This window comes from Psychrobacillus sp. INOP01 (genome assembly GCF_018140925.1).
GTDB lineage: Bacteria > Bacillota > Bacilli > Bacillales_A > Planococcaceae > Psychrobacillus.
Map to the genome: position 1 here is coordinate 1,732,450 of NZ_CP073315.1, position 14,440 is coordinate 1,746,889.

Below are 14,440 nucleotides of genomic sequence, written 5' to 3' on the forward strand. Positions count from 1 at the left end.
CCTTTTAAATCCATTTATTTTGTTTCTCTTCTAGCATGGCCAAAAATTCATCCACTACCTCCGGGTGAAATTGAGTGCCTTTTCCATCTTTCATCTCTTGAATGGCCTCCTCAATTGTCATCGCCTTACGGTAGACTCGATTCGTAGTCATTGCATCGAACGCATCCACTACTGAGACAATTGAAGCTTCTATAGAAATTTCATTTCCATTTAAGCCATAAGGATATCCTTTTCCATCATACCTTTCATGATGTTCTTCTACAATAAAAGCGGCTTTGCGTATTCGTTCTATTTCATGATTACGCATCATCTCTGCACCTAAAGTTGTATGCATTTTAATGACTTTCCATTCATCGTCAGTTAGTTTACCCGTTTTGTTCAATATTTCTATAGGTATTGCTAGTTTACCGATATCATGAAAATAAGAACCCATCGAAAGAATAGCAACTCCTTGACCACCTGGTCTCATTCTTTTCCATAATTCTATAGAATAATCACGGATTCGCGAGCAATGATGATAAGTATACCCGTCCACTTCTTGAATTCGCTTAGAATCTCGTTGAATTATCTCACGCTCTAAAAAGTTTTCCTCAAATTTCGAAGAAGTCATTTCAAATAAAATCTCCACGTGAGATTCTGTATTACAAGTGATGATCCCACTGCACTCATTTACATCAATTACATCACCTCGATGCAGTGTCAACTTTTGGCCATCCGAATCTATTTCTAAGACACCATTTAAAATAGTATAACGCTCCACAAAATCAGCAGAATTAATTGAGTTATAATAGACCCAAGTAGTTGTATTAGGAAACAATGTGTATAAAGAGTAAGAAATATTTTCTGCACTTCCAAGGTATGTAGTAACTGATTGATCTGTAAATACTCTTGGTAGATATGCTTTCATACGTATATCCTTTATCTGTTCAACTGTTAGCATATTTCATCCCCCATACCTATGACAACATTCAGCTTTATTTGCTTTTATTATACAATTCAATTAACTTAAATGAAACATAATAAAAAGAACCTATGAACATTTTCATAGGTTTTTTGCCTTATAACATTATGGAGTTTCATTTACACTTATTATCTCTTCCGTTAATCGCTCAATACTTGGGCGTATATTCCCTTTACCAGCATAGCTTTCTAGCATTTCCTTCACATCGATACCGGAGGATGCCTTTAACGTTTCTTGAAGTGTAGACATCAAGTTCGTTGCATAAGAGGTGACTTTATTGGCCCCTCCACCTTCTCCGCTACCAGTGTCAACAACCGTAATTTTGTCGATATTTGAAAGTGGACTTGCAATTTGTTTAGCGTATTCAGGAAGCATCTGAACAATCATATCAAGAACAGCCGCTTGACCATACATTTCAAAAGCTTCAGCTATCTTACGTTTTGCTTCTGCTTCTGCAAGACCTTTAAGTCGAATAACATCTGCCTCTGATTCCCCTTGTGCTCGTTGTGAATCTGCTTTTGCTTGACCATCTAAACGAACCTTCTCTGCATCAGCTTTTGCTTTAGCTTCAATCCGATACTTCTCTGCATCTGCCTCTGCTATCTCACGTGACTTAGAAGCTTCTGCATTTTGTTCAATTGCATAACGATCTGCATCGGCTTTTTTCTTCACCTCTGAGTCATATTGCTTCTCGCGACGTAGAATCTCTTTTTCTTCTAGCTCTATTTGTTTTTGACGTTCAATAATTTGAATTTGCATTTCTTGCTCGGTTACTTCTTGCTTTGACCGTGCAGTTTCTAGTTCATACGCTTGGTCGGCACGAGCTTTAGCAATGTCTTGCTCACGGCGATATTCCGCAACCTTCAGCTGGTTATCTTTTTCCGCTTCAGCAATTTCTGTAGCTCTTTCGATTTCAGCTCTCTGTGCATCTTTAGAGGCTTCTGCACGTTTGATACGTGTTTCTTTTTCTGCCTCTGCAGTTGCGATATCCGCATCACGCTTAACCTGTGCAATTCTCGGCTTCCCTAGTGAGTCCAAATATCCGTTTTTATCACGTACATCTTTAATAGTAAAAGATACAATGATTAATCCCATTTTCGCTAAATCCTGAGATGCTACACGTTGTACTTCCTGCGAGAATTTGTCTCGATTTTTGTAAATTTCCTCTACGGTCATGGAGCCTAAGATAGAACGTAGATGACCTTCTAATACTTCCTTCGCTTCGTTTTCACGATCCGCCTTTGATTTACCTAAAAATTGTTCGGCTGCAGTAGCAATTTCCGATATAGAACCGCCAATTTTAATAATTGCCGTTCCGTCCGCCATTACAGGAACACCTTGTTCAGTATATACTTCAGGTGTAGTAACTTCTAATTTACTAGAAAGTAGACTAAGCGGTTCAGCTTGTTGGAACACTGGAAATATGAATGTACCGCCACCACGAATAATTTTAATACGGTTACCAGATTCGTCTGTGTGTACATTCTTAGAGCCTAAATAGCTCCCTGTTACAATCAATGCCTCATCTGGTCCTACCGTACGATATTTCGTAATAAAAACAGCTAAAATTGCAACTATAACAAACACTACTATTCCAATAACTATCAACATTTCCATCTGCATTTCTATTTCCCCCTTTTATCTATACTAATGGTAAGTATTCTTTTACTAAAAAAGTTCCATTATCAAAATCTATGATGAGTACCTGTTTATCGTACTCAATTTCTTCATTGTCATAGCCTGCTGCTCTTTTAGAAATTACTCCACTTACCGTTTCTATTACTATTTCTCCAAACCCATCCGATGGTATCGGAACTATGACTCTTCCAACTTGGCCTTGTAGAGACTCGTTTGTATATGCTGTGGAAACCTCTGCTGATGCTAGCGGAACTAATATAAAGAAGTACAGTAAAAAAGTTAATATGCTAGAAATAATGAGAGCTGCCATAATGACAATTTTCTCGTCCCATTCTGTTAGTTTTAATAGGATAAAACCGGATGCACATATAAATAGTAAGAAGGAAAGAATCGTTGTCGGGTTGAAAATCCCACTATCCATCCCATCGATCGCATCAGCAAATAACACATACAAAATAGTGATTAAACCTATACCGATTAATCCATATAAAAAGACCTGTTCTATTTCACTCACCCCTTCCCACGAAAAAGTAATCTTAGTAGTATATACGGAAATACTTTCAGAAAGTTTCATATATTTCCTTTTTTCCAAAGACAATATAATTCATCGCTTTAATTACATTTAAATTCTATAAATTCTGACAAAAATCGCCTTTTTTCGACAAAAAACGCGCTTATTTGTTCTATTTTTGAGCTATAATGTTACAGTATTGTAAATTTGGCGAATCTAGAGTAAAAAGTGTGTTGATTTAGTAAATTTTTTGGTATGCTATTTGAGGAAAAAGTAAACATATTAATTAAGTCCAGGAGGCTTTTATGATTAGTTCAAAAAAACCAGATCCATTTTTCGTATCTCTATTAAAAATTGCCGAAAACGTCCGTGATAGCGCTCATTATGCAGATGATTTCCGTATTAATACAGTTGCAGATTTAAAGGAAATCAGCGTGCATTTAAAAAATTACGAAACAGCAGGAGATACATTAATACATGAATTGATCGTTATGTTAAATAAATCCTTTATGACTCCAATTGAACGTGAAGATATCCTTGAACTTGCCATTCGTATGGATGACATTTTGGATGGTATTGATAATTTTACGGCTCACCTGGAAATGTTTTCATTGGTCGAAATTGATGAATCGATGCGCACATTCTTAGGTTATATTGTGAAAAGCACAGATGAGATTGTTAAAGCAATGGAGCTTCTAGCAAGCAAAAAGCTTCTGAAAATGCATGAACATTCTATACTTATTAAAGATTACGAAAGAAAATGTGATGAGGTGCTTCGTTCATCTATCAAACAGTTGTTTTTGAATGAAAAAGACCCAATTCGCATTATTCAATTTAAAGATATATATGAACAATTAGAAGAAATCGCTGATTATTGCCAAAACGTAGCAAATACGTTGGAAACAATTATTATGCGAAACGCGTAGGAGTATACGCTTATGGAAACAGTATTTATATTAACCATTCTAGTAGTAGTCTTTGCTCTTGCATTTGACTTTATCAATGGGTTTCATGATACAGCGAATGCCATTGCTACATCCGTTTCAACAAGAGCTCTAAAGCCTAGAGTGGCTGTACTAATGGCAGCAATAATGAACTTTGTTGGTGCCTTAACATTTACCGGGGTAGCTAAAACAATTACAAAAGATATTGTAGATCCTTTTGCCTTGCAAAATGGATCGCTAATCATTTTAGCTGCATTACTCTCCGCGATTATTTGGAACTTAGTCACATGGTACTTTGGTATTCCTTCCAGTTCATCTCACACGTTGATCGGCTCTATTGCTGGAGCAGCAGTGTCATCGGCAGGTTTTGCAATTTTAAACTGGCAAGGTTTCATTAAAATCATTCAAGCGTTACTTATTTCACCATTTTTAGCGCTTGCTGTCGGCTTCTTAATGATGTCATTATTTAAAGTTATATTTAAAAACGGAAGTTTATATGGGACAAACAAGAGGTTTCGTATATTCCAAATTGGTACAGCCGCCCTTCAATCCTTTACGCATGGTACAAACGACGCGCAAAAAGCGATGGGTATTATTACAATGGCTTTAATCGCAGCAGAATGGCAAACAAATGACGATATTCAATTATGGGTTCGTATAGCTGCAGCTACTGCTATGGGTCTAGGTACTTCTATTGGTGGGTATAAAATCATAAAAACCGTTGGTGGTAAAATTATGAAAATACGTCCTATTAACGGGGCAGCTGCTGACTTGTCTTCTGCAATGATTATTTTCGGTGCTACTACTATTCATTTACCGGTTTCCACTACACATGTTATTTCTTCCGCTATTATGGGGGTTGGATCAGCGCAACGTGTTAAAGGTGTTAAATGGGGAGTCGCTAAGAAAATTGTCTTAACGTGGATTATCACTTTACCAATTTCTGCTGTTATGGCGGGTATTATATTCCAAGTACTAAATTTATTCTTTTAATAAAATGATTGATCCCTTGTCTTTTAGGACAAGGGATCTTTTTTTGATGGGTACCTATGTTTTTACAGTGATGTGGCTCTCTCGTAGAGCAGCGAATCTCTCTCGTATGCACCCTATTCTTTTATCTTTAAACCAAGTGATTTTGCAAAGCCAATCGCTTGTTCTGTAGATACCGTGCAATCTTGCATTTTATCTAATGATACGGTTAGTTGTTCATACGTATTCGTGCTTAAGTCTACTCCATTTAAAGCTGTTCCTGTGAAATTCGCTTCATTTAATTCACAGCCTTCAAAATTCACTTTATCAAATGTGGCATCTATAATATCCCCACGGTTGAATGCAGTTTTAGTGAAAGTGACCTTTTTCAATTTAGAAAAGCTTAAACTCACATAGTTCGCAACAGTATCGACTATTTTCACATCAGTCATCCGACTTTGGGATATATTTGCTCCTACTAGCTTCGAACTCTGAATTTCTACGCGATGGAATACCGCATTCCCAAAATCGACATTGGATAGGTCACATTTTTCAAAAATACAGTCAACAAATTCTACTTGGTGAAAACGGACACCTTCCATGGAGATATCTTGAAAATGTATTTGATCAAAAATGATTTTATCTTCTTGCTCCTCATCTAACTCTAGCTTAGTAACCAGTCCATCTGATACATAATAATCTTCTAAAAGTGCTTTTCGTACATCAAGCTCTTGCAATGATTTTGATATTTTCGGTGCTGCTACCTTCAATGAAATCCCTCCTGTGGAATTGCTCTTCATATTCTATCATTATATTAGTATTTTAGTCTCTGTTTGCTTTACAATGTAACTAGGTTTTATTTGAGGAGGAATTTCATGACAGGCTTGTCCAAAATAGTGACACGTCACTATAAGGTAATATTGGGTATTTGGTTACTTTTGTTTGCAGCTTTAGCTGTATTGGCTATTCGTTTACCCGGTCTATTAGAAGGTGACGGGTTTAGTACAGACGGGGAACATGCAGAGGTTATGGAGGAATTAACGAAAACATTTGATTTTCCAGCGGAGTCCCTATTTGTTGTTTTTGATCAAACCTCCAATAGTACGATCAAAGACACATTAAATGAGATAGAACAGCTAAATCTTGCAGAGTCTATTCAATCTCCTTTAGAGGATGACTCTTTATATAAAGATCATGTAGCCTATGCCATGCTCCACTTCGACTCCGATGCTGATATGACAGGTGCAGTTGATGACATCAGAGAGGCTATTGATGGAGAGCAAGGAGTTACGTTAACCGGTGGTGCGGCTATTAACAAAGACATTAATAGTGCGAGTCAAAAGGACTTAGCTAGTGCAGAAGCAATTGGCTTACCGATAGCTATTATCGTATTACTACTTGCATTTGGTAGTGTCGTTGCAGCGTTTATCCCACTTGCCATAGGAATTGTAACCGTGGTTTCCGCTTTCGGAGTGATGACTTTATTCAGTGAGACGATGGATTTGTCGATTTTTGTTATGAACATTATTCCGATGCTTGGATTGGCATTAAGTATCGATTTTGCTCTGTTACTCATCAATCGCTATAAAGAAGAGCTTGCAAAGCATTCGATAGTAGAATCTGTACAAACTGCTATTCAAACAGCCGGACGATCCATCATATTCTCTGCAATATGTGTATTTATAGGTCTAGGGGCAATGCTTGTTATGCAAGTCGAGATATTCCAAAACATTGCACTAGGTGGAATGCTCGTCGTGACGATTGCAGTACTTTCGTCTATTACTTTACTCCCCGCTCTATTAATGCTTTTAAAGGATCGTATAAACAAATGGACTATCATTCGTGTAAAACCAGGTGCTACAACTAGATGGCGAAACTTTGCCTCATTTGTTATGAAACGTCCTGTGACATTGGTCCTTGTTGCATTAATTATTTTAGGAATTGGGATAATACCAGTAAAAAATATGGAATTGACTATTCCCCAGGTGGATTCCCTACCAGAATCTTATGATTCTAGACAAGCGTATGAACTGATGGATCAACAGTTTGGCCTAGGGGAGCAATCTACTGTATATATGATTGCAGAGCGTTCAGATGGCTGGGATAACACCGCTGGCTTAGAAGACATAAAAAACATAGAAGATAAGTTACTCGCAGATGATGATGTCATGTCGGTTGATACAATATTCACAGCAAGTGAGATTCCAACCGTAGAGCAATGGGAACAAAGCTTAATAATGCCAGAAGTCGAAGCTCAACTATCACCTTTATTTGATACATTTGTTCAAGACAATAAATTACTAGTACCAGTAACCCTAAATTTAAACGGCTCTTCCGATGAGGCACAAGACTGGGTACGAGAATGGTCAGAAAAAGATTTAGGCGTCGACTTTAAGCTAGGTGGCCAACCTAAATTCAATCAAGAAATTTTTGATGAAATATTCAACAAAGTAGGGTGGTTATTAGCAATTATTTTAGGCTCTACTTTTATCATTTTAATGATTGCGTTCCGTTCTATACTAATACCATTGAAAGCAATTATTATGAACATTATCGGTCTAGCTTCCACTTTTGGAATTCTCGTATATATATTCCAATATGGACATTTTGGAATTGAAGAAACTACGATTGCATTAATCATTCCCGTTATTGTGTTTAGTCTCGTATTTGGGTTAAGTATGGACTATGAGGTATTTTTAATATCTCGTATACAAGAGGAATATTTAAAACACCAAAATAATACATTAGCAACTGTTGATGGTTTAACTTCAACAAGTAAAATCATTACATCAGCAGCCTTAATCATGATTGTTATTACGGGAGCCTTTGCGTTTACGGAGGTAATGCCTGTTAAACAGATTGGTGTTGGTATTGCGATTGCCGTAGCAATTGATGCATCTATCATTAGATTATTGCTCGTTCCAAGTTTGATGAAGCTTTTCGGTAAATGGAACTGGTGGCTTCCTTTTAGAAAGGGGCCTTATAAAGCGAAAAAGCTACATTAATTTGTCATGCGCAAGAGGTGAAGAGAGATTTTTAATTGCTTTCAACTGTCTATTACTTGCTATACGGACAATTTCTCCATAAATTTTGAAGGACAAAAGGTCTAATATCTCTCCAAACATGCAACAAGCCAAGCAGAGCGAGTCTGCTTGGCTTTGTTTTTTAGAATTTCGACTGGTACCATTGTTTTGCTGCTTGCACTTCATCTTGAGTTAATTGGTGACCATATGCATGCCAGTAAAGCTCTACCTCTGCTCCCGCTCCTTGCAGCAAGTCCTGTAGATCCTCTGATTCTACAGCTGGACACATCTGATCATTTTTACCAGCTCCGATGAATACAGGAGTTTTTGGCATATCCGGTAAATCTACACCCCGTCTTGGAACCATTGGGTGATGTAAAACTGCACCCTTCAGTACATTTTCATATTCAAATAAAAGATTTCCTGCAATATTAGCACCATTCGAGTAACCAATAGCTACTACATTATCTCGGTCAAATTCATATTTTCCTGCAGCTTCATCGATGAAACTTTTCAATTCCTCGGTTCTAAGCTGTAAATCTTCTAGATCAAAGACCCCTTCTGCTAAACGTTTAAAGAATCGTGGCATTCCATTTTCTAAAACATTTCCGCGCACACTCAAAATATTAGCGGCTGCATCTATTTCTTTTCCGAGACCTACTAAGTCATGCTCATTTCCACCTGTTCCGTGTAAAAGTAATAGTGTCGGTCTCGAAGAATCCTCACCTTTATAAAAAACATGGTTCATGCTATAACTCCCTTTCAATTATCTTGAATTTGAGATAATTATAACGGATGCTTATTTCTAGGTCAAATGTTTAGTATCTCCTTCATTTGAGAGAATGAGTTTTAATCGCTCCGGCTCATCCACACGAATAGCAAATTCGGTTATACTTTTTTTCATCCCCATAAACATTGTCGCCTCAACTGGTCTACTAAGGTGTATAATTGCCTGCGGTTCAACAGGTTCAAAATCTTTATATACAAATTGTACCGTATTCTTATTTGGAACTTTTGCTCCCCAGTTTACTTCATTAATCAAGTTAAGCGGAACAATAATTCTGGTGCTAAGACCCTGTGAAATATACAACTTTCCGTTTTTAACTTCCATTGGATGTAATTTCATAATTTGAATTTCTGCCATAAAGAAGAACACCGAGTATATATTTAATATTAATAATATTATTGATAGGACAAGGGATTTATCATGCAACCACCAATGTAGCCCAATTGTTTCGATGAGAATTGCATGAATAAGCATCATATGGATGGCAATTGCACTTGTTTTTTTATGCATTGTTACAACACCTTCATGATTAGGAGCTTTCTTATTCCATGAAAAAAATGCATAATACATCATTAGAAATTCGGACATCACAACCCGAATTAATATATTTTTAGTCACTACTTTTTCAACCGATGGGAGTAAACTGAATAATGCTCCCTCATTCACTTGTTTCATTTGTAATCGAATTTTGGGTATTTTCCAAATGACTAAAAAGATTAATGTAATTTCTGCGACTATTAATAGCATCTCTAATACGATGCCCGCGTAAAATATTCCAGTAAATGGAGAGAACAATTCGTTAGGTATGAATATTCTCGCTATTACTAGACCTGCCACGATTATTCCAATTGTTTGCTTGATAGATAATTTAAAGGCTACATACATTAAAAGTGGAACGATAATAGCTAAATCGATTAGCGAGCCTACTACAGCACCATTATTTAGTTGCAGCGATAAATAATCCTGTACAGAGGATTGATAGATTAAAAAGTTGGTGGAAAGAACTAGGAAAAGTAAAGCAATCGCTATATTTGCATACTTGGTTTTACGATAAACCATAAAATTTCCTCCTTTATTTGTCCTAACCATATTATAACTTCCTGTTTTTACTGAACACCAGTATAATATGTAGAACTATTCAAAAAAGGAGTACAATTTAATGACTATAGAAAAAGAGCAACTTGAGAAAAGGATTCTTGTTTCACAACAAAAACAATCTGCAGATTTTATCCTTCGAAATGCTACTGTTGCAGATGTGTTTTCACTGAGATGGGTAAAGGCAGACATAGTAGTTTCGGATGGCATGATTGTTGCAATTGATGCTACAGGAAATTATGAAGCAGTGCTCGAAGAAGATGCAGAAGGAAAGTATGTCATTCCCGGATTAATAGACGGACATATTCATATAGAGTCTTCCATGGTAACTCCTGCCGAATTCAGTCGTATATTACTCCCACACGGTATTACAACAGTTATTACGGACCCGCATGAGATAGCAAATGTAGCTGGATCGGAAGGGATTCAATTTATGCTTGATGATGCATCAAATAGTGAAATGGATATTCATGTGATGCTTCCATCCAGCGTCCCCGCAACTCCTATGGAGCATGCAGGTGCCATTCTTCAGGCAAGTGACTTGCACCCCTTCCTTGAAAATGATGCAGTTCTAGGGCTTGCAGAAGTAATGGACTTCCCCGCTGTACTATTTGCGGAGTCTAATATGATGGACAAACTAAAAATGGCCATGGATGCGAAGGTAATAATTGATGGTCATGGCTCTGGACTTAACTCGGAGCAAATTAGAGGATACCGAGCAGCAGGTATTCAAACAGATCATGAATGCGTTACATCCGACGAGGCATTAGACAGAGTTTCTCAAGGAATGTATGTCTTGATGAGAGAAGGCTCTGCAGCGAAAAATGTACGGGACTTACTACCTGCAGTTAATACTCATAACGCTCGCCGATTCTTATTTTGTACAGATGACAAGCATTTAGATGAACTTCTTGAGGAAGGAAGTATCAATCACGCTATCCACCTAGCTATAAAGGAAGGAATGGAGCCTCTCCAAGCTATTCAGTTAGCGACACTTAACGCAGCTGAATGTTACCAGCTAACCGATAGAGGAGCTCTTGCACCTGGCTTTATAGCCGATTTCTTACTAGTTGAAAGCTTAGAAGATTTAAAAGCTATTGCCGTTTGGAAAAATGGGGTCAAAGTAGCACAACATCAAGAAATGCTTATGAAGGTATACGATAGACAGGAGCCATCCACTGACCTAACTAATACAGTAAAACTGCCTAATTTATCGACAGATTCTTTTGCCATTCCTTTTACCAATGACGGAACGGCTAATGTTATGGAGGTTATGCCAAACCAAATTACTACAAAGAAAAAAGTAATGAAAGTCCCAATGGTAAACGGGCTATTCACAACAAGTGTGAAGCAGGATTTACTTAAGCTTGCTGTTATTGAACGCCATCACTCTCTCGGAACAATAGGACTTGGAATTGTACACGGCTTCGGTTTGAAGCAAGGTGCCATTGCGACTACCATCGCACATGATTCACATAATCTCATCGTCTTAGGCACGAATGATGAGGATATGTTAATAGCCAGCCAGGAATTAGAACGAATTCAAGGCGGATTCGTTATCGTTCATGAAGGAAAGATTCTGGCCTCCCTTGCTTTACCTATTGCTGGCTTAATGACAGATCTTCCAGCTAAAGAAACAGCACTGGAATTAAAGAAACTGCATGAAGCTCTTCATATACTTCATCCAGATTTGGATTTCCACTTATTCTTAACATTATCTTTCGTAAGTCTTCCGGTAATACCTGAACTAAAGCTGACTGATAGCGGACTTTTCGATGTCGTCGAGTTCAAACATATCCCGATTCAAGTAGATTAATGTTTACCAATTAAACATAAAAAAAACCGGGCAAAAAACACCCGGTCCTCTAAGAACAGAAACTTAGATATGCCGTTTATTTCCGCTTAGAGCGGACGCTTTCCGTGGGCATGGCTTCAGCCGCTTCCTTTGCTCCTGCGCAAGCTCGTAGCAAAAAAGATTTTCGCTACGCTCAGTCCAAGATCTTCAGCTCGCGCTATTCCCACTGGAGTCGCCGCTCTGCGCTCCCCCATATTGATTGTAGTGGAAGGTGGCGACTCCAGCGGGATGAGTGAGACAGATGAGCCATCACAACGAACGCGGAGCGGCGGTGATGGCTCATCGTTCACCCCGCGGAAAGCGTCCACCTGAAACCGAAATCAGCAGTATTATTAAATATACTTTCTTAAACATAAAAAAGCTGCTCCATATCCTGGAGCAGCTTTTCTTAAGCTATTTTCTTTGTACCCCTCCAAATGATAGAACCAACTGTTGTAATCACTAATACAACTAGGCCTAAAATGAACGGATAAATAATATTTACATCATATAATACCCCGGCAAGCAAAGGTCCCAAAACATTTCCTATACTCATATAGGCATTGTTCATACCCATCGCAAATCCTTGCTCATTTCCAGCTAATTTAGAGATTAATGTTGTCAGCACTGGACGTAAAATAGAAGTCGACAGGAAAATAATCATCGTAATGACAAAGAAAAATGCATAGCTTGATATTAAGATTGAAAGAAGGAAACCAAAAGCGGCTACACCTAAAAAGATTCTCAACACATTCGCTTCACCGAAACGTCGAACAACTTTATCAACCACAAACAATTGGATAATTACACTCACAATTCCTGTTGCCGTGATCATCCAGGCAATATCCTGTGGAGATGCGCCGAACTGATCGTCAACAAAAAGTCCAAGCACCGATTCGTAAGCAAGTAATCCAAAGCTCATCACTAATGTAATAACAAGTGGGATGAAGTAAGGCTTTTTAAATGATTGCGCTATCTCTTTTACCATAGGTTCTGATTTACTCTCAGGTGTATTTACGTCTGCTGGCTTGCTTTCCTTCAGTACCAGAGTGGAAAAGACAACTGCAACAACTCCAACTAAAGCAGAAACTAGAAGAGGCATTTTCAAACTGATTTCCGCCAAAAATCCACCAATTCCAGGTCCTACTACTATACCTAAGGACATTGCAGCAGATATTAAACTATTTCCTTTTGCACGCTGATCCATTGAAGTGATATCTGCCACATACGCAAAAATGGCTGGCACTAATAACGCCGCACCGACTCCGCCAATGGCACGAGAAACATACAAGATTCCGATAGAATCCGAGAAATAAAATACAAACATGGATAAAGCAAGACCGCTAAGACCAGCGATAATCATAATTCTTCTCCCGTATTTATCTGCCCATTTCCCTGCAATCGGAGACATCACTAGCTGTGCTCCAGCAAATATAGATATTATTAGACCTGCTGCTACTCCACCCTGATCAATAGATTTTAAATAGGCAGGTAAAATAGGAATAATAATCCCAAAACTCGCAATAGCAATAAACATATTAATCATTAATATAAATAATTTCTTTCGTTGATCCTTCGTCATCTCAAACCTCTTTCTTCCACAATACTAATACATAAGCAATAGGTTAACATGTTTTATCTGCGGAAGTAAACAACAAAGCTACCTTACACCTTTGGAAACTGGTGGCAGATAGCTTCTTTTTACTTATTTATTCATTTATCTTTTCAACCGTCTTAGCTATTCCTTGAGCAGGATATGATTCTTCAAGTGTGGTATACCCAACCTTCACTTCATCATGTAACTTTAATCGATTACGCTGATCCATGGTCAAGGAAAACCAAGCAGCATCTTTACCAGCTTCTAACGCTTCTTCCACCGACATATTTTTTACCTCATCAACCGATAAACCACCAATTACTAAAATAGATGTATCTTTGGTGTCAATAATAACTCCCTCTATGTAACCTGTTGGTTGTTGCGGTTGAGTAGGATTATCTTCAAAAAACTGCATTATAAAATAAAAGCTCGCTCCAATTGCAATTAATACAATAGAGATCAATACTCCTACCGTATACTTCCCCTTCATAATAGGAACCTCCTTATCTTTTGCTATCTAGGCGAAAGCCTTCTTCTAAAAGATAAGTTTTTGCTTCACTATAAGACCCAAAGCTTTCTTCTAAGTTATACCCGTGATAGATATTCCATAGTGTATCTTCTTGTAAAAGTGTTAACTTAGAGTCTTCTTTGTTTTTCCAAACTTCTTCTACTTCTTCATCCTGTAGCTCTTCTTCCTCTGTTGAAAGATAAGCAATTGAGTCTTTTATAATCGTTCTAAGTTCATCAGCAGAAGTTTCACGAATATTCAATAGTCCTTTATCGTCAGCTGCTTCATATTGAGGAAGATCTCCTACATAAACAAAGCCATTTCCATTCGGATGGAGGTGATAAATAACAGTTGTTTTTTCATATAAACTCTTTTCGTAATGATAATTTACTCGTTTCATCGATACTTCTTTACGAGTAAGCTCCGTAAATTCTTGAATAATTGTTTCTTTTTCTTCAAATGTTAGCATGTAATTCCTCTTTCTATACGTTTTTTCATTTACCTAGTATAGCACACTCTTTACCCTCTTCGCGTCCACCATTCCGCTAAAATAATGAAACAAATAACAACTGC

13 protein-coding genes are annotated in these 14,440 nt (G+C 37.6%); 4 read left to right on the forward strand and 9 right to left on the reverse strand.

Annotation, left to right across the window (positions count from 1 at the left end; all coding sequences use genetic code 11):
- Positions 1-4 precede the first annotated feature (4 nt).
- The 3 genes from KD050_RS08700 to KD050_RS08710 all read right to left on the reverse strand — a co-directional run bounded on the left by KD050_RS08700 (position 5) and on the right by KD050_RS08710 (position 3,173).
- Complete coding sequence (locus tag KD050_RS08700; RefSeq protein WP_211895775.1) at positions 5-940, reverse strand: HD-GYP domain-containing protein; 936 nt, start codon at positions 938-940, stop codon at positions 5-7.
- Positions 941-1,066: 126 nt separating this feature from the next.
- On the reverse strand, positions 1,067-2,584 hold the full coding sequence (locus tag KD050_RS08705; RefSeq protein ID WP_211895776.1) for a flotillin lipid rafts scaffold protein FloT: 1,518 nt from the start codon (positions 2,582-2,584) through the stop codon (positions 1,067-1,069).
- 19 nt (positions 2,585-2,603) lie between these two features.
- Positions 2,604-3,173 carry an NfeD family protein gene (locus tag KD050_RS08710; RefSeq protein ID WP_211895777.1) on the reverse strand — a complete coding sequence of 190 codons (570 nt, stop codon included), beginning with the start codon at positions 3,171-3,173 and terminating at the stop codon, positions 2,604-2,606.
- 242 nt (positions 3,174-3,415) lie between these two features.
- On the opposite strand from KD050_RS08710, the gene KD050_RS08715 reads away from it, so the two are divergent.
- Both KD050_RS08715 and KD050_RS08720 read left to right on the forward strand, forming a co-directional pair.
- Positions 3,416-4,036 (forward strand): DUF47 domain-containing protein, encoded by a 621-nt coding sequence (locus tag KD050_RS08715; protein WP_211895778.1) that lies wholly within the window; start codon positions 3,416-3,418, stop codon positions 4,034-4,036.
- A gap of 12 nt (positions 4,037-4,048) precedes the next feature.
- Positions 4,049-5,047 carry an inorganic phosphate transporter gene (locus KD050_RS08720; protein ID WP_211895779.1) on the forward strand — a complete coding sequence of 333 codons (999 nt, stop codon included), beginning with the start codon at positions 4,049-4,051 and terminating at the stop codon, positions 5,045-5,047.
- Positions 5,048-5,160: 113 nt separating this feature from the next.
- On the opposite strand, the gene KD050_RS08725 is transcribed toward KD050_RS08720, so the two are convergent.
- On the reverse strand, positions 5,161-5,793 hold the full coding sequence (locus KD050_RS08725) for a pentapeptide repeat-containing protein (protein WP_211895780.1): 633 nt from the start codon (positions 5,791-5,793) through the stop codon (positions 5,161-5,163).
- Positions 5,794-5,898: 105 nt separating this feature from the next.
- On the opposite strand from KD050_RS08725, the gene KD050_RS08730 reads away from it, so the two are divergent.
- A complete protein-coding gene (locus KD050_RS08730; RefSeq protein ID WP_211895781.1) occupies positions 5,899-8,028 on the forward strand; it encodes an MMPL family transporter in 2,130 nt (709 codons plus the stop codon).
- A gap of 160 nt (positions 8,029-8,188) precedes the next feature.
- Here KD050_RS08730 and KD050_RS08735 read toward each other — a convergent pair whose 3' ends face one another.
- Positions 8,189-8,794 (reverse strand): alpha/beta hydrolase, encoded by a 606-nt coding sequence (locus tag KD050_RS08735; protein ID WP_211895782.1) that lies wholly within the window; start codon positions 8,792-8,794, stop codon positions 8,189-8,191.
- 57 nt (positions 8,795-8,851) lie between these two features.
- Complete coding sequence (locus KD050_RS08740; protein WP_211895783.1) at positions 8,852-9,892, reverse strand: beta-carotene 15,15'-monooxygenase; 1,041 nt, start codon at positions 9,890-9,892, stop codon at positions 8,852-8,854.
- A 100-nt stretch (positions 9,893-9,992) separates the two neighbouring features.
- Between KD050_RS08740 and ade the strand changes: the two genes are divergently transcribed.
- On the forward strand, positions 9,993-11,744 hold the full coding sequence (ade, locus tag KD050_RS08745) for an adenine deaminase (protein WP_211895784.1): 1,752 nt from the start codon (positions 9,993-9,995) through the stop codon (positions 11,742-11,744).
- Positions 11,745-12,171: 427 nt separating this feature from the next.
- On the opposite strand, the gene KD050_RS08750 is transcribed toward ade, so the two are convergent.
- From KD050_RS08750 to KD050_RS08760, 3 genes are all read right to left on the reverse strand, one after another.
- Positions 12,172-13,344 (reverse strand): MFS transporter, encoded by a 1,173-nt coding sequence (locus KD050_RS08750; protein WP_211895785.1) that lies wholly within the window; start codon positions 13,342-13,344, stop codon positions 12,172-12,174.
- 127 nt (positions 13,345-13,471) lie between these two features.
- Positions 13,472-13,849, reverse strand: coding sequence for a DUF3221 domain-containing protein (locus KD050_RS08755; RefSeq protein WP_211895786.1), 378 nt, complete (start codon positions 13,847-13,849; stop codon positions 13,472-13,474).
- A gap of 13 nt (positions 13,850-13,862) precedes the next feature.
- Entirely contained in the window at positions 13,863-14,336 is a 474-nt protein-coding gene (locus KD050_RS08760; RefSeq protein ID WP_211895787.1) for a hypothetical protein, read from the reverse strand.
- Between the last annotated feature and the right edge of the window lie 104 nt (positions 14,337-14,440).

What these genes read in the sequence shown, in the direction of transcription:
- KD050_RS08700 (WP_211895775.1), bottom strand. Translation starts at nt 940, where the DNA reads ATGCTAACAGTTGAACAGATAAAGGATATACGTATGAAAGCATATCTA.
- KD050_RS08705 (WP_211895776.1), bottom strand. Translation starts at nt 2,584, where the DNA reads ATGCAGATGGAAATGTTGATAGTTATTGGAATAGTAGTGTTTGTTATA.
- KD050_RS08710 (WP_211895777.1), bottom strand. Translation starts at nt 3,173, where the DNA reads ATGAAACTTTCTGAAAGTATTTCCGTATATACTACTAAGATTACTTTT.
- KD050_RS08715 (WP_211895778.1), top strand. Translation starts at nt 3,416, where the DNA reads ATGATTAGTTCAAAAAAACCAGATCCATTTTTCGTATCTCTATTAAAA.
- KD050_RS08720 (WP_211895779.1), top strand. Translation starts at nt 4,049, where the DNA reads ATGGAAACAGTATTTATATTAACCATTCTAGTAGTAGTCTTTGCTCTT.
- KD050_RS08730 (WP_211895781.1), top strand. Translation starts at nt 5,899, where the DNA reads ATGACAGGCTTGTCCAAAATAGTGACACGTCACTATAAGGTAATATTG.
- KD050_RS08735 (WP_211895782.1), bottom strand. Translation starts at nt 8,794, where the DNA reads ATGAACCATGTTTTTTATAAAGGTGAGGATTCTTCGAGACCGACACTA.
- KD050_RS08740 (WP_211895783.1), bottom strand. Translation starts at nt 9,892, where the DNA reads ATGGTTTATCGTAAAACCAAGTATGCAAATATAGCGATTGCTTTACTT.
- ade (WP_211895784.1), top strand. Translation starts at nt 9,993, where the DNA reads ATGACTATAGAAAAAGAGCAACTTGAGAAAAGGATTCTTGTTTCACAA.
- KD050_RS08750 (WP_211895785.1), bottom strand. Translation starts at nt 13,344, where the DNA reads ATGACGAAGGATCAACGAAAGAAATTATTTATATTAATGATTAATATG.
- KD050_RS08755 (WP_211895786.1), bottom strand. Translation starts at nt 13,849, where the DNA reads ATGAAGGGGAAGTATACGGTAGGAGTATTGATCTCTATTGTATTAATT.
- KD050_RS08760 (WP_211895787.1), bottom strand. Translation starts at nt 14,336, where the DNA reads ATGCTAACATTTGAAGAAAAAGAAACAATTATTCAAGAATTTACGGAG.